Annotated in this window: 19 protein-coding genes; 10 read left to right on the top strand and 9 right to left on the bottom strand. The window is 56.5% G+C overall.

The genetic code is table 11. The features are described from left to right. The first annotated feature begins 3 nt into the window (after nucleotides 1–3). From AC2FHW_RS07905 to AC2FHW_RS07920, 4 genes are all read left to right on the top strand, one after another. Nucleotides 4–1,677 (top strand): sulfatase-like hydrolase/transferase, encoded by a 1,674-nt coding sequence (locus AC2FHW_RS07905; RefSeq protein ID WP_496821744.1) that lies wholly within the window; start codon nucleotides 4–6, stop codon nucleotides 1,675–1,677. Between the two features lie 103 nt (nucleotides 1,678–1,780). Beyond that, on the top strand, nucleotides 1,781–3,298 hold the full coding sequence (gene gpmI, locus AC2FHW_RS07910) for a 2,3-bisphosphoglycerate-independent phosphoglycerate mutase (protein ID WP_271948897.1): 1,518 nt from the start codon (nucleotides 1,781–1,783) through the stop codon (nucleotides 3,296–3,298). Then, on the top strand, nucleotides 3,295–4,425 hold the full coding sequence (locus AC2FHW_RS07915; RefSeq protein WP_271948894.1) for a murein hydrolase activator EnvC family protein: 1,131 nt from the start codon (nucleotides 3,295–3,297) through the stop codon (nucleotides 4,423–4,425). The genes gpmI and AC2FHW_RS07915 overlap by 4 nt, the downstream gene beginning before the upstream one ends. Before the next feature lie 6 nt (nucleotides 4,426–4,431). Beyond that, the gene (locus AC2FHW_RS07920; RefSeq protein WP_142636359.1) at nucleotides 4,432–5,772 is read left to right on the top strand and encodes a S41 family peptidase; all 1,341 of its coding nucleotides are present in this window, start codon (nucleotides 4,432–4,434) and stop codon (nucleotides 5,770–5,772) included. A 125-nt stretch (nucleotides 5,773–5,897) separates the two neighbouring features. On the opposite strand, the gene AC2FHW_RS07925 is transcribed toward AC2FHW_RS07920, so the two are convergent. Continuing rightward, the gene (locus AC2FHW_RS07925; protein ID WP_271948890.1) at nucleotides 5,898–6,254 is read right to left on the bottom strand and encodes a VOC family protein; all 357 of its coding nucleotides are present in this window, start codon (nucleotides 6,252–6,254) and stop codon (nucleotides 5,898–5,900) included. 133 nt (nucleotides 6,255–6,387) lie between these two features. Here AC2FHW_RS07925 and AC2FHW_RS07930 point away from each other — a divergent pair, with 133 nt between their 5' ends. Then, a complete protein-coding gene (locus tag AC2FHW_RS07930; protein WP_496821746.1) occupies nucleotides 6,388–7,086 on the top strand; it encodes a helix-turn-helix transcriptional regulator in 699 nt (232 codons plus the stop codon). Between the two features lie 63 nt (nucleotides 7,087–7,149). Here AC2FHW_RS07930 and AC2FHW_RS07935 read toward each other — a convergent pair whose 3' ends face one another. Both AC2FHW_RS07935 and AC2FHW_RS07940 read right to left on the bottom strand, forming a co-directional pair. Continuing rightward, nucleotides 7,150–7,497, bottom strand: a complete 348-nt coding sequence (locus AC2FHW_RS07935) for a hypothetical protein (protein ID WP_142636351.1) — start codon at nucleotides 7,495–7,497, stop codon at nucleotides 7,150–7,152. Between the two features lie 10 nt (nucleotides 7,498–7,507). Further along, the gene (locus tag AC2FHW_RS07940) at nucleotides 7,508–8,269 is read right to left on the bottom strand and encodes a DUF6478 family protein (protein ID WP_496677060.1); all 762 of its coding nucleotides are present in this window, start codon (nucleotides 8,267–8,269) and stop codon (nucleotides 7,508–7,510) included. Nucleotides 8,270–8,515: 246 nt separating this feature from the next. Here AC2FHW_RS07940 and AC2FHW_RS07945 point away from each other — a divergent pair, with 246 nt between their 5' ends. The 4 genes from AC2FHW_RS07945 to AC2FHW_RS07960 are packed head-to-tail and all read left to right on the top strand — an operon-like array spanning nucleotide 8,516 to nucleotide 14,751. Then, nucleotides 8,516–11,614, top strand: coding sequence for an ABC transporter transmembrane domain-containing protein (locus AC2FHW_RS07945; RefSeq protein ID WP_496677063.1), 3,099 nt, complete (start codon nucleotides 8,516–8,518; stop codon nucleotides 11,612–11,614). Then, a complete protein-coding gene (locus AC2FHW_RS07950) occupies nucleotides 11,607–12,503 on the top strand; it encodes a CPBP family intramembrane glutamic endopeptidase (RefSeq protein WP_142636342.1) in 897 nt (298 codons plus the stop codon). Before AC2FHW_RS07945 ends, AC2FHW_RS07950 begins: the two co-directional genes overlap by 8 nt. 59 nt (nucleotides 12,504–12,562) lie before the next feature. Beyond that, nucleotides 12,563–13,480, top strand: coding sequence for an acetyl-CoA carboxylase, carboxyltransferase subunit beta (gene accD, locus AC2FHW_RS07955; RefSeq protein WP_142636339.1), 918 nt, complete (start codon nucleotides 12,563–12,565; stop codon nucleotides 13,478–13,480). Beyond that, nucleotides 13,477–14,751: a bifunctional folylpolyglutamate synthase/dihydrofolate synthase gene (locus tag AC2FHW_RS07960; protein ID WP_496743133.1), complete on the top strand. Its 1,275-nt coding sequence runs from the start codon at nucleotides 13,477–13,479 to the stop codon at nucleotides 14,749–14,751. Before accD ends, AC2FHW_RS07960 begins: the two co-directional genes overlap by 4 nt. Nucleotides 14,752–14,810: 59 nt before the next feature. On the opposite strand, the gene zapE is transcribed toward AC2FHW_RS07960, so the two are convergent. Then, complete coding sequence (gene zapE, locus AC2FHW_RS07965) at nucleotides 14,811–15,869, bottom strand: cell division protein ZapE (RefSeq protein WP_496708012.1); 1,059 nt, start codon at nucleotides 15,867–15,869, stop codon at nucleotides 14,811–14,813. A gap of 146 nt (nucleotides 15,870–16,015) precedes the next feature. Here zapE and AC2FHW_RS07970 point away from each other — a divergent pair, with 146 nt between their 5' ends. Continuing rightward, the gene (locus AC2FHW_RS07970) at nucleotides 16,016–17,254 is read left to right on the top strand and encodes an MFS transporter (protein WP_496708013.1); all 1,239 of its coding nucleotides are present in this window, start codon (nucleotides 16,016–16,018) and stop codon (nucleotides 17,252–17,254) included. Between the two features lies 1 nt (nucleotide 17,255). Here the strand turns inward: AC2FHW_RS07970 and AC2FHW_RS07975 are convergent, their stop codons facing one another. From AC2FHW_RS07975 to AC2FHW_RS07995, 5 genes are all read right to left on the bottom strand, one after another. Continuing rightward, on the bottom strand, nucleotides 17,256–17,876 hold the full coding sequence (locus AC2FHW_RS07975) for an HAD family hydrolase (RefSeq protein WP_496677076.1): 621 nt from the start codon (nucleotides 17,874–17,876) through the stop codon (nucleotides 17,256–17,258). Nucleotides 17,877–18,018: 142 nt separating this feature from the next. After that, on the bottom strand, nucleotides 18,019–18,474 hold the full coding sequence (locus tag AC2FHW_RS07980) for a YaiI/YqxD family protein (RefSeq protein ID WP_142636329.1): 456 nt from the start codon (nucleotides 18,472–18,474) through the stop codon (nucleotides 18,019–18,021). Then, complete coding sequence (sthA, locus tag AC2FHW_RS07985) at nucleotides 18,471–19,919, bottom strand: Si-specific NAD(P)(+) transhydrogenase (RefSeq protein ID WP_271948870.1); 1,449 nt, start codon at nucleotides 19,917–19,919, stop codon at nucleotides 18,471–18,473. Before sthA ends, AC2FHW_RS07980 begins: the two co-directional genes overlap by 4 nt. A gap of 3 nt (nucleotides 19,920–19,922) precedes the next feature. Beyond that, on the bottom strand, nucleotides 19,923–20,756 hold the full coding sequence (gene fghA, locus AC2FHW_RS07990) for an S-formylglutathione hydrolase (RefSeq protein WP_142636325.1): 834 nt from the start codon (nucleotides 20,754–20,756) through the stop codon (nucleotides 19,923–19,925). A gap of 103 nt (nucleotides 20,757–20,859) precedes the next feature. Next, on the bottom strand, nucleotides 20,860–21,789 hold the full coding sequence (locus AC2FHW_RS07995) for an AEC family transporter (protein WP_271948868.1): 930 nt from the start codon (nucleotides 21,787–21,789) through the stop codon (nucleotides 20,860–20,862). Nucleotides 21,790–21,797: the final 8 nt, after the last annotated feature.

The raw sequence follows: 21,797 nt of genomic DNA on the forward strand, positions 1-21,797 counted from the left end.
GATTTGGCCAAAGCAAGAAACATCCTGTTCATCATGTTCGACCAGCTGCGCTGGGACTATCTGAGCTGTTACGGGCATCCGCATCTGCACACCCCCAACATAGACCGCTTGGCTGCGCGTGGTGTGCGGTTCGACAGGGCCTATATTCAGTCTCCTATTTGCGGTTCCTCCCGTATGTCGACCTATACCGGGCGCTATGTGCATTCGCATGGGGCTTCTTGGAACGGTATCCCGCTGAAAGTGGGTGAGACGACCATGGGTGATCATCTGCGCAAGGTTGGGATGGACTGTTGGCTGGTGGGCAAGACCCATATGCGCGCGGATGCCGAAGGCATGGCGCGGTTGGGGCTGGAACCGGACAGTCTGATCGGTGCCCGCGTGGCCGAATGCGGGTTCGACGTGTTCGAGCGTGATGACGGAATGCTGCCCGAAGGGCCGGATGGGTATTATGACCCGGACGGGGCCAAGGAATACAACAAATACCTATCGGCCAAAGGATATGACAGCGACAACCCCTGGCATGACTTCGCCAATTCAGGTCTCGACGCTGAGGGCAATGTTCTGTCGGGCTGGTTTCTCAAGAACTCTTCCCAGCCGGCGAATATTGCCGAGGAAGACAGCGAAACGCCCTATCTGACCGGGCGCGGGATCGAATTCATGGAAGCCCATGACGGCCCCTGGTGTTGCCACCTGAGCTTTATCAAGCCGCATTGGCCCTATGTGGTGCCAGAGCCCTATGCCTCGATGTATGGCCCCGAACATGTCCTGCCCGTGGTCCGGTCTGAGGCGGAACGCCAGAATGCCCACCCAGTGCTGAGCGCGTTCATGGGCACCAAGGTGGGCGAGGCGTTTTCCCGACAAGAGGTGCGCGAGGCCGTGATCCCCGCTTATATGGGTCTGATCAAGCAGGCCGACGACCAAATGGGCCGGCTGTTCGCATGGCTGGAAAAGACGGGTCGGATGGAGGACACGATGATCGTGTTAACCTCGGACCACGGGGATTTTCTGGGCGATCACTGGATGGGTGAGAAGACCTTTTTCCAGGACGCATCGGTCAAGGTGCCGTTGATCATCTATGACCCATCCCCCGAGGCTGAGGCAACCCGTGGCACTGTCAGCGACGCGCTGGTCGAGTCCATCGACCTCGCCCCAACATTTTTGGACATAGCCGGAGGCGAAGCGTCGGGTCACATTCTGGAAGGTCACTCCTTGTTGCCGATCTTGCGTGGCCATCAGGTCGAGACACCTCGGGAAGTGGCAATCAGTGAGTATGACTATTCCGCCTCGCCCATGGCGGAAAAGCTGAATGCCTCGGTTCGGGATGCAGTGATGTTCATGGTGGCCAACAAGAAATGGAAGCTGATCCATTGCGAAGGCGGGCATCGGCCACTGCTGTTCGATCTTGAAAACGACCCGAATGAACTAACAGACCTTGGCAACAGTGCTGAACACGCGGATATCATCGCCAAGATGTATGACCATCTGTTCACTTGGGCGCGTCGCCCGTCGCAGCGCACAACACGTTCCGAACAGCAACTGATCGATATGCGCACCAATAGTCGGGGCAGAGGGGTGGTTATTGGAATCTATGACGAAAACGACGCACCACTGGATTTGACCGTGAAATACAGAGGCCGCAAAGCGCGCCCCTATCAGGACCATACCGGCAAGGAATAGCCTTTGTAACATGAATTCTGACTGATCAGGGCAAAAGGCGGTTCACCCTGCGCGGGGCAGGCGATACAAGACCAACCAAGAGCAGCAAACCCGGAGAGCCGAAATGACCGCCCCGAAACCCGTCGTCCTGTGTATTCTTGATGGCTGGGGCCTGTCCGAGGACACCGAGGCCAATGCGCCTTACCTTGCCGACACGCCAACATTTGATGCGATCATGGCCAAGGGCCCACACGCCAAGCTGATCACCCATGGTCCGGATGTTGGTCTGCCAAGTGGTCAGATGGGCAATTCCGAAGTCGGTCACACAAATATTGGGGCTGGCCGCGTTGTTGCGATGGATTTGGGCCAGATTGATCTGGCGATTGAGGACGGTTCTTTCTTTGCCAACTCCGCGCTGCAGAACTTTATCGGTAAGGTAAAGGCTGCAGGTGGCACCGCACATCTGTTGGGGGTGGTCTCGGACGGGGGAGTGCATGGCCACCTGAACCATATCATTGCTGCGGCAAAGGCGATAACGGATGCTGGTGTGCCCGTTGCCTTGCACGCGGTTACGGATGGCCGGGATGTGGCCCCGAAATCAGCGCTGACCTATATCACAGAGCTTGAGGAGCGCTTGCCCGACGGCGCCCGTGTTGCCTCGGTCTGCGGGCGCTATTTTGCAATGGATCGCGACAACCGATGGGAACGTGTCAGCGAAGCCTATGGTGCAATGATCAAAGGGCAGGGGCGCAGCGCTGTTTCGGCGCGCAATGCCGTGGATCAGGCCTATCAGCAGTCGGAAACGGACGAATTTATCGTCCCGACCGTCCTCGACGGCTATCACGGCATCAAAGACGGAGATGGGTTCTTCTGCCTCAACTTCCGCGCCGACCGGGCCCGCGAGATTCTGCGGGCGATTGGCGAACCCGGCTTTGATGATTTCGACACCGGCCCGCGTCCACAGCTTTCAGCCCTGCTGGGCATGGTCGAATATTCCGACGGGCACAGCGCCTATATGACCACTGTTTTCCCCAAACGTGACATCATCAATACACTGGGCGAATGGGTGGCAAAACATGGGTTGAGCCAGTTCCGTCTCGCCGAGACCGAGAAATACCCGCATGTGACCTTCTTCCTCAATGGCGGCAAGGAAGTGCCTGAGGCGAACGAAGACCGCTTTATGCCTAAATCGCCCAAAGTGGCGACCTACGACCTGCAACCCGAGATGTCATCGGCCGAAGTAACCGCAAAATTCGTCGAAGCCATCGGGGCGGGCTATGATCTGATCATAACCAACTATGCCAATCCGGATATGGTTGGGCATACTGGCGACCTGCAAGCGGCAATCCGCGCCTGTGAGGCTGTGGATCAAGGGCTGGCGCAAGTGGTCGCCGCGTTGGAAAAAGTGGGGGGCGCAATGATTGTAACGGCCGATCATGGAAATTGCGAGATGATGGTCGATCCCGAAACCGGCGGGCCGCATACAGCCCATACGCTGAACCCCGTGCCCGTGGCGTTAGTCGGGGGACCAGCAGAGGTATCCTTGCGGGATGGTCGCCTGTCCGATCTGGCGCCCACACTGCTGGAACTGATGGCGTTGGATCAGCCCCCTGAAATGACTGGAAAGAGCCTGCTTTCATGACGCTTCGTGCGCTGCTTCTGGCGATTTTCTTTACATCCAGGGCGGTTGCCCAGACCGACCCCGCGACCGCTGCATTGAATGCAGCGCAGATGCTTGAGCAGGCATCAGTATCGTTGACCGAGGCCGAAAGCGCCCGCGACCGAGTCCGTGCCCTGACCGAAACCATACAGGCGTATGAGGCGGGCCTGTCGGCCATGCGGGATGGCCTACGACGGGCGGCAACACGCGAAGCCCAGTTAACAGCCGAGTTGCGCAGTCGGGAAAAGGACGTGGCACAGCTGTTGGGCGTATTACAAACGATCGAAACCACGGCGCCTCCGGTTCTGATGCTACACCCGTCAGGGCCGTTGGGCTCGGCCCGGGCCGGTATGATGCTGTCCGAGGTTACGCCGGGTCTGAACGCAAAAGCGCAGTCTCTTGCGCGTGATCTTCAAGAAGTGCGCACGCTGCGATTGTTGCAGCAAAGCGCCTCGGAAACCTTGGTCGAGGGCTTGACCGGCGTTCAGAATGCCCGCACCCAGCTCAGCACCGCCATCGCAGACCGAACGGATTTGCCGCGCCGCTTTGTCGAGGACCCGATCCGCACAGCGATCCTGATCTCATCGACTGAAACGCTTGACGGTTTTGCCAGCGGGCTTTCCCAGATCTCCGAAGGGCAAATCGCCGAAACGGATGCGGATATATCAAGTATCAAGGGTCAAATTGCGCTGCCGACGCAGGGCATCATCCTGCACCGGGCAAATGAAACCGATGCGGCCGGTGTCAAACGCCCTGGTATCGTATTGGGCACCCGACCGCGCGCAATAGTCACCTCGCCAACGGCGGCCACGATACGGTATCGCGGGCCACTACTGGAGTTGGGGAATCTGGTGATCCTCGAGCCGCAACCGGGGCTTCTATTTGTCTTTTCCGGGCTACAAGAGGTCTACGGAGAAGCCGGTCAGGTGATTCCCCGGGGGACGCCAGTCGGATTGATGCCTGCAGAATCGAAGGAAATCGGCGCAATTTTGTCAACAAGCGGTGATGGCACTGGAACTGACCGGTCAGAAACGCTCTATATAGAGGTAAGACAGGATAACAGCCCCGTGGACCCGGAATCGTGGTTTCGGACCGACAAGGATGGATAAACGAGTATGAAGAAATTTGTGATGGCCGGTTTGGCTGGAACTATTGCAGGCCTGATTGTAACGACGCAGATCGCCGGTCCGTTGCTTGCCCAAGAAGCCGAAAACAAGGCCAGTGTCTATGAACAGCTGGATCTGTTTGGCGATATTTTCGAACGCATCCGCGCGCAATATGTCGAAGAGGTTGAGCCCGAAGACCTGATTGAGGCGGCCATTGACGGTATGCTGACCTCGCTGGATCCGCATTCCAGCTATCTGTCGCCGGATGATGCCGAACAAATGCGGGTCCAGACCCGTGGCGAGTTTGGCGGTCTGGGTATCGAAGTCACGCAGGAAGAGGGCTTTGTCAAAGTTGTCTCGCCGATCGACGATACGCCTGCGGATGAGGCCGGGATCGAAGCCGGAGATTTCATCACCCATGTCGATGGCGAAAGCATACTGGGCCTGACCCTGGACAAAGCGGTCGATCTGATGCGCGGGCCGGTGGGCTCGGAAATCGTGATCACCGTTGTCCGCGAGGGTGAACAGGAACCTTTTGACGTGCCTATCATCCGCGACACAATCAAACTGACGGCAGTACGCGCGCGCACCGAAGGGACCAGTGTGGTTCTGCGTGTGACCACCTTTAACGACCAAACCTATCCCAACTTGCAGGAAGGTCTGGCCGAGCAGATCGAAGAGGCCGGAGGGATCGACAAGGTGAATGGTGTCGTTCTGGACCTGCGCAACAATCCCGGTGGTCTGCTGACACAGGCAATCAAGGTTTCGGACGCATTCCTAAACGAGGGTGAGATCGTATCAACCCGTGGCCGCGATCCAAGCGATGGTGAGCGTTTCAACGCAACAGTGGGTGATCTGGCAGAAGGAAAGCCGATTGTGGTGCTGATCAATGGTGGGTCCGCCTCAGCATCCGAGATTGTAGCCGGCGCGCTGCAGGATCATCGCCGCGCAATCGTTGTGGGAACCAAAAGTTTCGGCAAAGGCTCGGTCCAGACTGTCATGCCACTGCGGAGCGATGGCGCGATGCGTTTGACCACGTCGCGCTACTACACTCCGTCGGGCCGGTCTATTCAGGCGCTTGGTGTCAGCCCGGACATCATCGTTGAACAGCCCCGCCCAGCCCCGGAGACCGAGGAAGAAGAGGCCAATGGGAACACCCGTTCCGAGGCTGATCTGCGTGGCAGTCTGAACAATGACAGCCTGAGCGAGGATGAAATCCGCCAGATCGAAGAAGATAGGGCCAAGGCCGAAGCCACCGCCGAATTGCGGGAAGAGGATTACCAGCTGGCCTATGCCATCGACATCCTCAAGGGGCTGTCAGCCTTCAACCCGGACGGGCCATCGCAATAAAAAAACCGGGCCGCCTGACAGGCGGCCCTTTTCCTGATGGGGCCGCTGCCGATCGAGGTAGGGTGGCTGATTAGAGCCCGATGCCACCTATGTTGTCTCCCAACCAACGTCCGCTCTGTGAAAAGCTAGTCAGAAAAACACATCTTGTTTCCATCCAGGTCTCGAACGTATGCAGAGAACTTTGGCCCGCGTTGGTTGGGGGCCCCCTCACAATCACCCCCGAGATCTGTAGCTAAAGCGTGCAGCCTTCTGACTTCTGCGTGGCCACCAACGCAAAATCCAACCATCGTTCCATTACCGTTAGTGGCCGGCAACGTGTCGAAGGGTTTGGCCACGGCGAAGGCAAAATCCTTTCCAAGCCAGTAAGTCATTCTTTCTGAAGGCGACATGCTTTGGAGACCCGATTGCGAAAACAGTGTGTCGTAGAAGGTTCTTGCAGCTGCCATGTCATTCGTTCCGACAACAAAGTAATTCATTTTCATCGATTTAGCTCCTGCAAGTGAGTGGCCTGCGTCAGGTATTGGTTTCAGTGACCCAAGCTATATCGACTAATGTGCCATTTTATGTCTTATTTGATTCATGGCACGGGCTAATACACACAACAGACTGAGGCGATTGGAATTGCTTGCGGTTCAACTCAAGCAAGATGCCCATTGTACGGGTAGAGACTTGGCGCAACAGCATGGTGTCAGTATGCGCACGATAGCCCGCGACCTTGTGCTTATGCGGGACCAAGGCATGCAGATAGACGCTGATCGCGGTCGTGGAGGAGGTGTGCGCCTCGACCGCAACTGGGGCGTTGGTCGCATGAACCTGACATACGCTGAGGCGGTCGATCTGCTAATCAGCATCGCTGTCGCAGAGCAGATGAAATCACCAATGTTGCTTGCGAACTTGGCATCGGTAAGGCGGCAGCTTGTGGCCTCGTTTTCACCCGGGAAACGCAACAAGGTGAACCAGCTCAAGTCCCGTATTCTCATAGGCGTCACGGCTTCGACTTATGTTCAAGCCAGCGCGAGCGCCCCACCAAAAAGGATTGTGCAAGCGGTTCATCAGGCTTTCGTCGATCAAAAGGTCTTGGAGCTGCGATATCAAAGAGAAGACGGTGTTATTTCCAACCGGCAAATTGAGCCTCAGTATCTCTTGTTGAAGTATCCCATTTGGTACGTCGTTGCGATCGACCGTCTGAGAAACGAACCAAGGACATTTCGGTGCGACCGGATGCTTGGGGCCTCAATGGGCGAAACGCGCTTCAAGCTGCTGCCGAAAGAAAAATTTCAACCCTCATTGGTAATTGATGATTCTTCGATGTGATCGGGTCATGGCCAACCGTATGCGGACAATGACGCCTGAATTATAGGCACGCACTTCTACCGCCTACTGAGACCGGCGAAAGACTCGTTTTAGCATATCAAGCTCTGCTCGCATCAGGTCCAGTTCGGCGCGCAGGTCATCGGCGGCGGCGTTTCCTGCAATGATCGAGAACCCGCCCAGTTTAAGCCCTGAAACGGAATCTGAGATTACAAAACTGTGGACCCCGTCAGACAGGGCCACATCAGGCACCTGTACACAAAGCTCCCACCCGGTGTCGGCTGGTGACAGGTGAACCTCATCCAGCGCGTCACCACGGTAGGACACGCTGATCTCGGGCTGCGTATCGGCCTGCAGGTGGCCCATCCAGGTGCCATTTTCCAGGCCCAGTGATGTGAGTATCAGATTAGTCATGGCTGGGTTCTCATAAATCGGCGCGATGGTGACGACAGACGGTCAGGTCCTGCAACACTATCCGGTTCATCCGAGGATTATCCAGAATGATATCCAGCCAGACTTTGTCCATGCGGCGTTCATTCAGTGGTAAATGTGCAAGATCAAAATCCACGCTGTTTGAAGGACCAGTGGGATCAAGTTTGCGCAGAACCTGTTCGGCGTTTGGGCCGTGTCGAATATTGAGCCGCGCGAACAATTCCTGTGGGCGTTCGGCCTCAATATGGCAATCGACTCGGATCAGATGCTGCTGCGTCAGCCCTTGCACAGCCTCTTGTGGAAGCTCGATAGAGAGAGAGAGAAATGATCCCTCGAACCCGAAAACCTCGACCGCCAAGCTGAACGGTGACAGATCATGCTTGCGCGTGTTCCGGATCTGGCGCGTGCTGATTTCCTGGCGCGGACAGTCGTGAAACAGCGTTGCCTCATCGTTGATACGTGCCTTACGCGGGGCCGAGGCGACACCGGGGCGGGGCTGAGGATAGCGCCACAGCTCGGGCCTCCAGCTCCAGTCGGTGCCCAACGGTTTCGGGAAATGGGTTGATCCCGCCACAGGCCGTGTAAGGCGGCTGTTGGCCTGAAGGATCAGCGCATCCAGCTCGGATCGCAAGCGACGTGCATCATCACGCTGCTGCCGCAATTCAGAAAGCACAGCCTCGGGCGCTGCCCGGGCGTCCCGCTGCCAGCGCGTCAGTGCTTTGCGGTGAATATAGCGATCCAGTAGCTTGCCCATGATCCCAATCTATTGCTCCACACATCTTTTGTCGGATATCCACCCGAGGATAAAGCCGATTTGCATCATAGCGTCGGTAAATTACCGAAAATGTGAACACGCTTTTGGCTAGGCAGCAAAGTTGTGACCTGTTACGGAGGGCGCCGTTCTTGCAATCGACCCGGTCAGTGCGTACCGTCTGACACCTGATTGCAGTGGACCATCCGTTACAACCCTATAGCAATATTTCCGAGGCAAAGACGGGGCATGGAACCCACTCTATTCGCATTCATCTGGAAGCATTCCAAGAAACAGCAACTGGTATTGTTGCTGCTGACATTGTTTTCTTTTCCCTTCCTCTATGCATCACTGGAGCTGCCCAAGCAGATCATTAACGATGCGATTGGTGCTCCAGGCAGCTCGGTAACTTTCTTAGGAGTTACGGTGACGCAGGTGCAGTATTTGTTGATTCTGTGTCTGGCCTTTCTGGCGACGGTCATCGCCAGCGGTCTGATGAAAATGCGGATCAACACGATGAAAGGTGTGTTGGCCGAACGCATGTTGCGCCGACTGAGGTACACGCTGATCCACCGAACTCTGCGGTTCCCGAAATCCTATTTTGCCACCACCAGTCAGGGCGAGTTGGTGTCGATGATCACGTCCGAGGCTGAACCGATGGGCGGCCTGATGGGGGATGCGATCGCACAACCCGTATTCCAGTTTGGTCAGATGATGACCATTGTGACGTTTCTGTTCATGCAAAGCGTGTGGTTTGGTCTTGCAAGTATTGCGCTGATCCCGCTGCAGGCTTGGTTGATTCCAAAATTGCAGCGCCAGATCAACCTGTTGAACAAAGACCGAATCCAGGAAGTTAGGCGCTTGAGCTCAGAAATCGGCGAAAGCGCAGCCGGGATCAGCGATCTGCGCACCAACGGAGGCTGGCGGCACAGATTGGCCCAGTTCAGCCATCGTTTGGGAACTTTGTTCGAGATCCGATTCAAGATCTATAACAAAAAGTTCTTCATGAAGTTTCTCAACAATCTGATCACTCAGATGACCCCGTTTCTGTTTTATTCGGTGGGCGGATACCTGGCGATCACGGGCGAGGTAACAGTGGGCGCGCTGGTGGCGGCACTGGGAGCATATAAGGATCTTAGCGGACCTTGGAAGGATCTGCTGACCTATTACAATCAGGTTCAGGACATGTCGTTGCGGTGGGAAATCGTGACCGAACGCTTCGCGCCCGACAACATGGTGCCCGAAGAGCTGTTCGAGGGCGAGCCTGATTCCATTCCGCATCTGACTGGCGAGATCAAGCTGCAGAATATTACCGTTCGGGATAACGATGGGAAAACTGTTCTCGAGGATATAGACCTCGTCATACCCAAAGGGGCCCGCGTGGCCATCAAATCCTCGAATGCGGCCGAAAGAGGGGCATTGGCTCAGCTGCTGACCCGCGAATTGCTGCCGGTTCAGGGCGACGTCACGATTGCTGGACATGACATCCAATCCTTGCACCAATCCGTCATCGCGGCGCGGATCGGATATGCCTATTCTCGACCATATCTGTTTGATGGGTCGATTGGGGACAACTTGATGATGCCCCTGAAAACACGCCCTCAGCATGAAGCCGACGCCGTCAGGGCCCCTAGCCGCCGCCAGATCGAGGCCGCGCGAGCGGGAAACTCGGTGGATTCGCTGTCAGATGAATGGATTGATCCCGGTCTGGCCGGGCTCAACAACACTGACGACATCCAGGATTGGTGGTTCAAGCTGGTCGAGGCGATGGGAACGGATGAATTCATGTTCCGCCGCACCCTGCGCAGCCAGTTGAATCCGGATCAGCATCCCGAGTTTGTGCAAAATATCATCGACCTCCGTGGCCCCATCCATGACAAGTTGGTGGAAAAAGATTTGGACCGCTTTGTCTACCGGTTCGATCCGGACAGGTTCAACCCAACTGTGCCTTTGGGTGGCAACCTTCTTTATGCAGCACCGTCGCAAGAAATCTCGCCGGACATTTTGGCCGGCGATAATCGGTTCATGCAAATGCTGCGTACACATGAGCTTGATGACGACGCGCTGAGTATCTCAAGCGCTGTTCTGGAAACGCTTAGCCATGCTTTTGGGCGGGACGGAACCGACCATCCGCTGTTCCTGCGCCTGGGCTTGAGCAAGGATATGTTCCACCGGCTGCTGGCAATCGAAGACAAGCGCAAGGCAAAAGGAGTGGACGAGCTGTCGCAGCGCGAACACGCCTTTCTTCTGACCGTTCCGTTCCTGCTGACCGCCGAACAGATTGGCCCAGATTTCCCGGATGAATACAAACAGAAGATTCTGAAAATCCGCACTGAACAGGGCGAGAGGCTACGTGGAAGCCTGCAGGAGATATTTGTACCGGTCACACCGAACACATACATCGCGCGCATGACGGTTATGGAAAATGCGCTTTTCGGGCGGGTATCTGTGACGGCGGGAGCTCATGCTGACGAGATAGAGGATGTGGTTGCCGAAGTGATCAATGCCGCAGGTCTGCGCAGACAGGCAGCGGCCATCGTCTATGATCTGTCCGCAGGGCTGGGTGGGAACAATCTGACAACCGTCTTTCAGGAACGAATTGCCTTCTCGCGCGCCGGGATTAAACGGCCGGATTTGCTAATCCTGGATAAAGCGTTGGCCAGCCATGACTCTGAGAGCCGTTTACGCACCCGGTTGAAACTGCGCGAACTGCTGCCCGATTCCATCATGATTTTCATGGAGGACAGTTTCGCCCATCCCGAGGCCTATGATCTGTTTGTTGAAATCAAGGATGGCCGCATTGACGGTGTCTCGAAAACGCAGCTCGAACAAGAATCCGGCACCACCGCTGACCTCAGCCGAAAGCTGAAGATTATCTCGTCAACTCCGCTTTTTGCCAATATCGACGGTCGCAACCAGAGATTGCTGGCGTTTTCGGCGCAGTGGTATGATGCTGCCGCTGGTCAGGTCATTTTCTCTCGTGGGCAGGCGCCGGATGCGGCCTATCTGTGCATTTCGGGTCATGCGAAGCTGATGTGGCACGAAGAGGACGGTTCGACCCGGTCCATATCTGTCATTGAACCCGGGCGCCTGATCGGTGACCTGTCTGTTATCACCGGTGAGACCAGGCAGTTGGATCTTGTGGCAGGCGAAAACTGTTCATTCCTGCGGATTGGTGCAGTGGAACTGCGCGCGGTGATCGAAAGCGATGCAAGCGTTGCGGTTCAGTTGCTTGAAACAGTTGCCGGATACCTGACAACCATTTCGGAAAAGATCAACGCCACCAAAGCATCGACCTTGTTCTTCGATGATGAGGACCAGACCGAAAGCTCCCACCAGAATGTCTGAAATCCGCGCGCCCTCTTACGCCCCGCATGAGCAACTGGTCGCCGACGCACGCGACAAACCACAGCTGTGGCGCCTGCTGGCCGGCCTGGCAACAATCGTAGTCGTTGCAACCGTCTTCAATCTGATCCTGTTTGCAGTCGTAACCGTGGCCGGACCGCAGGAATGGGCCAGCGGGTTGATGAACGGCTCGACCCCGATCTCGATGGTGATCCTGCTGTCAAGCTTTGGGTTTGTCACATTTGGTGTGTGGACCGCAGCGCGACAGTTTCAGAAACGGTCCCTGGGTTCTATTTTAGGGACTCGGGGCAAAGCGGCCAGACAGTTCTGGCTTGTGCTGCGCGCCCTGATGGTGCTTGGCGTGGTTATCGTAACCGTGCCGCACGTCATTATGGACGCGCCGCTTGTTCAAAACCTGTCCTTTTCGGTTTGGCTGGTATTCCTGCCTCTGTCGCTATTGGCTGTGTTTGTCCAAATCAGTGCGGAGGAGCTGCTTTTCCGCGGATATATGCAGCAAAGCCTGGCGGCGCGATTCCGTTCTCCGATCATCTGGATGGGGGTACCGTCGCTTCTATTCGCGGTGGGGCACTATTCGCCCGATGCGGCGGGCGGCAATGCAGAGTTGCTGGTGCTGTGGACTGGTCTGTTTGGACTTTTGGCTGCGGATTTGACCGCGCGGGCGGGAACCCTGGGCCCGGCCATAGCGCTGCATTTTTTCAACAATGTCATAGCGCTCTTGTTTGTCTCGCTACCTGACACCCTCAGCGGTCTTGCCTTATTTGTACTGCCCTTTGATATGACCGATACTCTGACATTGCGGCAATGGTTATATGTGGATTTTGCCGTGATGATTGTCAGCTGGTTTATCGCGCGCCTTGCGCTCAGGCGCTGATTGCAATTCTTTCCGTAGCGTCTTATGTGACGTCAACGCCGTACTAGCAAGGTTCCGACATGAACTGGATCACAAACTACGTCCGTCCCCGGATTAATTCGATCTTCTCACGCCGGGAAGTCCCGGAAAACCTTTGGCACAAGTGTGACGAATGCGGCACGATGCTGTTCCACCGCGAATTGGCGGAAAACCAGAATGTCTGCACCCAATGTGATCATCATATGGCGATCACTCCGCGCGACCGGTTCGGGCACCTGTTTGACGGTGGTATATTTACCGAGGTCGATGTTCCCGCTCCCAAAGATGATCCGCTGCAGTTCCGGGACCAGAAGAGATACCCCGACCGAATGAAAGCAGCGCAGAAGAAAACTGGCGAGCAAGAGGCGATGCTGGTCGCCAAAGGTGATATCGGACGTACGCCGATCGTGGCAGCGGCCCAGGATTTCTCGTTCATGGGCGGCTCGATGGGTATGTATGTCGGCAATGCCATCATTGCGGCGGCGCAAGAGGCAGTGAAGTTGAAACGCCCGCTGATCCTGTTCTCGGCAGCGGGTGGCGCGCGAATGCAGGAAGGCATCCTGAGCTTGATGCAGATGCCGCGAACCACCGTGGCGGTTGAGATGCTGAAAGAGGCAAAACTGCCCTATATCGTTGTACTCACCCATCCTACCACCGGAGGCGTGACCGCTTCTTATGCGATGCTGGGCGACGTCCATATCTCGGAACCCAATGCGCTAATCTGCTTTGCAGGCCCGCGCGTGATCGAACAGACCATTCGGGAAAAGCTGCCCGAAGGATTTCAGCGCGCAGAATACCTGCTGGACCACGGAATGCTGGACCGGGTAACGAAGCGTACCGAAATGCGTGACGAATTGATCACGATTACCCGCATGCTGATGAATCAGCCTCCTGCGGTCAAAGGTGATTTGCCCGCGCCCACCCCCGAAGCCCCAGAGAAAGACGCGGATCAGGAATGACTTCGCCATCGTCAGACGTCATCCTTGATCGGATGATGGCGCTGCATCCCAAGATCATTGACCTGACGCTGGATCGGGTGTGGCGTCTGCTTGCCGCACTGGAAAGCCCTCAGACCAAATTGCCTCCGGTCGTTCATATCGCAGGGACAAATGGCAAGGGGTCTACGCAGGCTATGATCCGCGCCGGTATGGAAGGGGCGGGGAAAACGGTTCACGCCTATACCTCTCCGCATCTTGCCCGGTTTCACGAGCGTATTCGGCTGGCAGGTGAGTTGATTTCGGAAGCCGAACTGACAAACGTCCTTGATGAGTGCTATGCCGCCAATGGTGGTGAGAACATCACCTATTTCGAGATTACGACCTGTGCGGCCCTGCTGGCCTTTGCCCGCAAACAGGCTGATTATACCTTGCTTGAGGTCGGCCTTGGCGGGCGCCTGGATGCAACAAACGTAGTGCACGAACCCGCCGTGACGGTTATCACGCCGGTTTCCATCGACCATGAACAGTTTCTAGGCGACACGTTGGGCAAGATCGCAGCCGAAAAAGCCGGGATCATCAAGCCGGGCGTCCCTTGTATCGTCGGCCCACAGCAGGACGAAGCGCTTGAGGTCATCGAATATACAGCGGCCCGTCTGGGCGCCCCATTGCTGGTACACGGTCAGCACTGGCATGTGACCGAGGAAAACGGACGTCTTGTGTATCAGGACGAAATCGGGCTGCGGGATCTGCCGCTGCCCAACCTGCTTGGCGCACATCAAATTCAGAATGCGGGTGCGGCAATAGCGGTATTGCGCCATCTCGAACTTGGTGATCAGGCCTATGAGGCCGCCGTTACCAAGGCCGAGTGGCCAGCACGGATGCAGCGTCTGAAATCCGGCCCGCTTGTTGAACAGGCCGCACAGGCCGAGCTGTGGCTGGATGGTGGGCACAATGCCGCCGCGGGAATTGCGCTTGCTGAAGTGCTGAGAAAATTACCGCAATCTCCGACACATTTGATCTGCGGAATGCTCAACACCAAAGATGTCGCTGGCTATCTTGCACCGCTTGCCACGCAGGCTCAAAGCCTGACCGCAGTGTCGATACCGGGTGAGGCCGCAACGCTTAGCACTGAAGATACGGCGCAGGCTGCTGACCAGGTTGGCTTGAAAGCCGACACAGCAGAGAGTGTATCCGCGGCCCTGCAGAAAATCACAGACCAAGACCCTCAGGCCCGTATCCTGATTTGCGGATCACTCTATTTGGCGGGCAACATCCTACGCGAAAACGGATAAGTCTTCACCTGGCTGAAATACCTTGGGGGAGGCGCGCAAAACGTGACGGGGCAGCGCCCCTATGCCCCCCAATCCTCGGCCTGCATCTCGCACAGTCGCGAGGCAGTGCGTTCGAACTCGAACGTCCCTTCACCCTCGACATACAACATCTCGGGCTCTGCGGCCGCCGAACAGATCAGGCGAACCCGCGCCTCATACAAGGCGTCAATCAACGTCACAAAGCGCTTGGCCTCATTGAAATTATTCCGGGACAGGCGCGGGATGTCCTCCAGAACCAGGACTTTGACCGCCTCGGCAACGGCCAGATAATCTGCAGGGCCCAGCATCCGTCCGCACAGATCATAGAAGCTTGCTCGGGCTATCCCGTTCCGAAAGGCCGGCAATTCGACAGCACGGCCATTTACCTGCAACACCAGCGGTTCCGCCGCACCGCCCGCGAGATCGTTCCAGACGGATCGGATATTCTGTCGAGCCTCGGGGCCGATCGGCGTGAAATAGACTGGCGCACCTTCAAGACGGTTCTGTCGGTAATCAGTGGGCGAGACCAGCTCCCATATCTGAAGCTGTTCCTTGATATGCGCGATGAATGGCAAAAAGAGCTGGCGGTTCAAGCCGTTCTTGTACAATTCGTCCGGGTGCCGGTTGGATGTGGTGATGACCACGACCCCGCCAGCATGCAAAAGATCAAACAGCCGCCCGACGATCATCGCATCGGTGATATCGGTGATCTGCATCTCGTCAAATGCCAGCAGTTTTACGGATTTGACAACCGAGTCCGCGACCGGTGCAAGCGCATCCTCAACTCCGTCCTTACGAGCTTTGTGCATTCCCGCGTGGATTTCCTGCATGAAAGCATGAAAATGGACGCGACGGGCGGGGATGTCGCCAAGCGCGTCGACAAACATATCCATCAACATCGACTTGCCACGACCAACTCCGCCCCACAGATAAAGTCCCTGGGGCGGCGGGGGTGCCTTGCGAAAGAAACCACGCTTGACCGGGGTAGCCAAGGCCGCGCGAATGCGTTCGAAATGCGGAAGGACAGCCTCTTGCGCATCGTCCCGCGTCAAAGTGTCATCGGCGATGCGTGCCTCGTAAATCGATATCAAATCTGACATATCCCGAGGGATACCTTCACCTCAGGGCGTTGAAAAGAAGGCATTTGGAAGATGCATCAATTTTGCTTATCCGCGGCGTCAAAACTCCTGAATTGACCACTGTACAAATTTGCGTACCGTCGCGGCTCTGCCATCCCGAGGATTCAATGCCCCAACACGCGCGCCTGCTAAACCCGATCTTGATCGTCGGCTGCATCATTATCGCAGTCAGTTTTGCAGTGCGGGCATCCTTTGGCGTATTCCAGATCCCCATTGCGACTGAATTCGGCTGGCTGCGCACCGATTTTTCGATGGCGATTGCCATCCAGAATCTCGCTTGGGGAATTGGACAACCCATTTTTGCCGCCATCGCTGAGAAGGTGGGGGATCGCCGTGCGATTGTGCTCGGGGCATTGACCTATGCAGCGGGCATGGTGTTGTCGGCGTGGTCCGTTACCCCTTTCGAGCATCAGATGTACGCCTGGCTTGTGGGCTTTGGGATTGCCGGCACGGGGTTTGGTGTCGTGCTTGCCGTAGTTGGACGGGCGTCCTCTGATCATAACCGCTCTATGTCTCTGGCCGTCGTGACAGCGGCAGGAAGCTTTGGCCAGGTTTTGGGTGCTCCAACGGCGGAATGGCTTTTGTCTTTTATGCCCTGGCAACAGGTTTTCATCGTGTTTGCCGTTGCCATCCTGGCACTGGTCTTGACTCTGCCCTTCATGCGCGCGCCCCAAGCCGCAACCAAAGCCGAAATCGAAGAGAACATGGGCCAGATTCTGGGTAAGGCCTTCCGGGACCCGTCTTATACCCTGATTTTCCTGGGATTTTTCAGCTGTGGTTATCAGCTTGGCTTTATCACAGCGCATTTTCCCGCTTTCGTTACCGAAATGTGCGGCCCGATTCAGCCGGGTGGAATACTGCATTCCATTGGTATAACGACAACTTCCGCATTAGGGGCTGTGTCGATTTCATTGATCGGGTTGGCCAATATCGGAGGGACATTGCTGGCGGGGTGGGCCGGAATGCACTTTCCCAAGAAATACCTTCTGGCCTCTATTTATGCCGCCCGCACGCTTACAGCGGCGGCTTTCATAATCCTGCCAATCACGCCAATCACGGTCGTTGTATTCTCATTGGTCATGGGTTCGCTCTGGCTGGCAACGGTTCCACTGACCTCGGGGCTTGTCGCACATTTGTACGGGTTGCGCTACATGGGTACGCTTTACGGCATCATCTTCTTCAGCCATCAGGTCGGCAGTTTTCTTGGCGTCTGGCTAGGCGGCCGTATGTATGACCAGTACGGAGATTACACCTTTGTCTGGTGGGTCGGCGTGGCCATCGGCGCCTTCAGCGCCATCGTTCACCTTCCCATCCGCGAGAACCGGCCGCTCTCCGTCGCAGCCTGATCTAGCGGGCCTCTTCGCGGGTCAAAAGCCCCTCTGCCACCAACCGGTCTGCCCATCCTTGCGGGCCCTCAAAATGATGCGTTTGCCAGCCTCGCGCCTGCGCCGTTTCGATATTGTCGATCCGGTCGTCGGTGAACAACAACGCCTCAGGCGCCAGACCACAATCGACCTCTACCTTCTCGTAAATCGGGACATGCGGTTTCACGGTCTGCATGCGACCTGAAACATACAGCCGGTCAAACTCGTTGAGGAATGGATAGACCGTGGTTGCATACTCAAAATTCTGCACCCCGAAATTTGTGAGCGCAAAGACCGAGATGCCTTTGGCGCGCAGCGCACGTTGCAACCGTACCGAGTGGGGAATTTCGGGCGTGGCCAATTCGATCCACTTGTCGTGCCACATCCGAATTTCATCCCGCCATTGGGGATATTTATCAGCCCAGCCATAGATGGTGTCAGTGAAATGTTGCCCCTGATCAACAAGATCATTCATTCCATGCAGGTCAACCTCGGCAAACAGGGCCCGGCGACGGTCTTCACCAATAACCGCGTCGTAGTACCGTTCTGGCTGCCATTCTATCAGGACATTCCCGATGTCGAAAACCACCGCTTCTATTGGCATGAATAATCCTTCTTAGAATCTCTGCTGGGGCTGACTGAATCAATCCTTGCTGCGCTTTTCAAGACAGGAACTGCAGCGCGCAGCGCTGCCCGGCCCAACCGGAGGAGAAGCATCTCCTATGCGTCTGTGACGGGCGGGAAGGTCATGCCCTTAGTGCCGCCCGCAATTCCCGTTCCAACGCATCCAAAAACCGGGACCTATCGGCCTTGCCAAAAGGCTTGCCACCGCCCCCGGCGCCCAGAGGGTTTGCTGAACGCAGGTCTGCCATCAGGTCGCGCATCGCCAGTTGCTGACCAATATTGGCGGCGGTAAAGGCCTCGCCGTTGTGACGTAATACACGCGCACCTGCTTCAACACATTTCGCGGCTAAAGGAATGTCAGAGGTCACAACCACGTCCCCTATACCACAACGGTCTGCGATCCATTTATCGGCCTCATCCGCACCTGCAGACACGATCACAACCTGTACCAGAGGATTGGCCGAAGGCCTCAAGCCCCCGTTCGATACCAGAGCCATCGGAATCTTATGTCGGGTCGCTACACGCTCGGCCTCGGCCTTCACTGGACAGGCATCTGCGTCTATGTACAGGGTTGTCACGCTTTCTTTGCCTGTTTCTCGGCAGGCTTCTTCTTGACCTTGAACTCCTCAGGGATGGGCATCCGGTTAAACGCATCCAGACCAGCAATCTTATAGGCCTCGGCCAAGGTCGGGTAGTTGAATGTGTTTTGAACGAAATAATCCACTGTACCTTTCAGGTTCAATACAGCCTGTGCGATATGGATCAGCTCAGTCGCGCCTTCGCCTACGATTTGCACACCAAGAACCCGGCGGGTTTTCAGCGAAAACAGCATCTTCAACATGCCATGTTCCAACCCCATGATATGCCCGCGAGAAGTTTCGCGGAATCGCGCGACGCCGACCTCGTAAGGGATATCGCGCTCCTGTAGCTCCTCTTCGGACATGCCGCAGGTGGATATCTCGGGCACCGAATAGATGCCGTAAGGGTACCAGGGGCTTTCCGGCAGGGTTGGGGTCTCCAACGCGTGACATGCCGCCACGCGCCCCTGCTGCAGCGAGGTTGATGCCAACGAGGGATGTCCGATTACATCTCCGGTCGCATAGATATGCGGTACCGTTGTCTGATAGGTCTTGCGATCGACCTCAATCCGGTTGCGGTGATCGGTTGTCAGCCCGACCGCATCCAGATTCAAGGCCGAGGTCGCGCCCATCCGCCCGGCGGCAAACAGCAACATCTCGGCCCGGACATGCCGTCCATTCTCGAGCGTCACTTCTACGTGGCTACCTCCATCTTCGATCTTTTCAACGGCAGAGCCCAGCCGCAAATCCACGCCGTTTTCGCGGATTTGGTGGGTAAAGTCGTGGATCAGCCGGCTGTCGATGAAATCCAGAAACGTCTCGCGGGGTTCAATCAGGGTGACACGTACATCAAGCGCGGAAAACATCGTGGCATATTCAACACCGATTACACCGGCCCCGATCACGCATAGCGAGCGCGGTATCTCGGCCATCTCCAGAAAATCATCGCCATCGACGATGGTCTTCCCGTTGAAGGGCACATAATCGGGACGATAGGTCTTGGTTCCGGTGGCGATCAGGAACTTTGCGGCGGACAGACGTGTGGTTTCGCCTGCGTCGGTTGCAACCTCAATCTCGTGGGGACCGACAAATCTTGCCAGACCATTTAAGGTTTCCACGTGGTTCCGGTTGAACTGATGTTCCAGCACGTCGACCTCATGGTCCAGCGTCATGTGCAACCGAGCCTTGAGGTCTTCGGCCCGGATCTGATCCTTTACCCGGTACGAGCGCCCGTAAAAGCTGCGCTCGCGCCAGCCAGACAGGTTCAGCACTGTCTCGCGGAGAGTTTTTGACGGGATGGTCCCGGTATGGACCGAGACCCCACCCAATCGATCCTTGCGGTCGATAACCAGCACCCGGCGTTTCAGCTTGCCTGCCTGAATCGCCGCCGAACGACCGGAAGGGCCGGACCCGACAATGATCAGGTCATAGTCGTATTTGCTCATGCCTCAGTCTCCATACAGTGCTTCGGCGTGGAAAGTGATGTGGTCTTCCATGAAGGTCGACACAAAGAAGTAAGAATGGTCATAGCCGGGCTGCAGACGGAAAACTGCCTGTTGGCGACGTTCGGCTATCGCCTGGGCCAGCGCCTCGGGGCGCAACAGGTCGATGAACTGGTCATTGTCGCCGGTGTCGATCAGGACAGGGCCGTCGAAACCGGTGTTCTTCATCATCAGCGATGCGTCGTGCTTGGCCCATTGGGCCGCGTCATCGCCCAGATATGCCTTCAGTTGTTTGCGGCCCCAATCGGCGCTTGTTGGGTTTGAAATCGGTGCAAATGCCGAAACCGATCGGAACCGACCCGGTAGGTTCATTGCCAATGTCAGGGCGCCATGGCCGCCCATGGAATGGCCGGTAATGGCCTGGCGGTCTGCGTCGATTGCAAAGGTTTCAACCAGCAGAGCGGGCAATTCCTCGGCCACATAGTCCCACATGTTGAAGTGCGGTGCCCAGGGTGATTGCGTGGCATTCACATAAAACCCCGCGCCCTGGCCCAGATCGTAGTCCTCGTGATCGGCGACGCCTTCGCCGCGCGGGGATGTGTCAGGGAAAACAAGGGCGATACCCTGTTCCGCGGCCCAGGCCTGCGCCCCGGCCTTGGTCATGGCGTTTTCATGGGTGCAGGTCAGACCAGACAGATACCATAGAACCGGAACCGGGCCGTCCTTTGCCTCGGCGGGCAGGAACAGTCCAAAAGTCATGTCGCATTGGCAGGCAGCCGAGGCGTGGCGATAGACGCCCTGGACGCCTCCGAAACAAGCGTTTTCCGAAAGGGTTTCCATTTGGTTCCGTCCTTACGTTAGGTTCGCGCCATGGCTATCGTTACTCGGTCCGTGCGTAAAGTCTGTGTTCCTGCGGCCAGCGAGTATTTTCCCTATCTGTGGCTTAGAATTTTCCGGCTATGGCAATCACCAGTGGCAGTGTCAGGATGCTGACCACGGTAGACAAGAGAATTGCGGCCGAAGCCCGATGGGGTGCGACCCCGTAATAGGCCGCCAGCATATAGACATTCCCAGCGACCGGCAGTGCTGCCGCTGCAATGGCAACCGAAGCCGAGAAGCTTTCCGCCGGGATCAGCCAGATTACGAAGACAGCAACGCAGAGCGGATGAATGATCAGCTTGCAAAAACTCAGCCAGGCAGCGATCTGAACACGCTCGGCGGATTTGCTGGCGAGCGATGCCCCTATCGCAAACAAGGCTCCCGGAGTGGCTGCCCCGCCCAGGATTGTCAGAAAATCGTTCAGTGGAACGGGCACGGGAATTTGGAAGGCTGACCACAAAAGCCCCGCTGAAATAGATACGATCATCGGGTTTTTGAGCAAACCGAGGCCAATCAACCTAAATGTTGCCGGCGTCAGCCGCCCATCGCGTCCGGCATTGATCAAAATCACGATCAGCGAGGAAAACACCACAAGGTCGACAGTCAATACCAGCATGACCGGGCCGATTGCTGCTTCGGTGAACAAAAGCGCAAGCATCGGCAGCCCCAGAAAGCCCACATTGCCGATCGCAGCGCATTGGGCCTCGACGGCCGAGGTTGGTATGTCAAGGCCGCGCATCCACGCGATCAGACTGGCCAGAGCATAAACCGTAAGCGTTCCCAGCAGATAGCCCGCGACCAATCTGCCGTCGAATATCTCGGCAAAGGGCAGGGTGGCGGCAAAGCGGAACAACATTGCCGAAAGCGCGAAATAGAACACGAATTTCGTCAGATAGGCCGTGGCTTCTTCCGAAAAGAACCGACTGCGCCCAGCCCAATACCCCAGGCCGATAATCGCAAAGAACGGCAGCGTACGCAGAAAAATATCAGCCATGGCCAGAG

The sequence above is a fragment of the Ruegeria sp. YTSA108 genome (assembly GCF_059610185.1).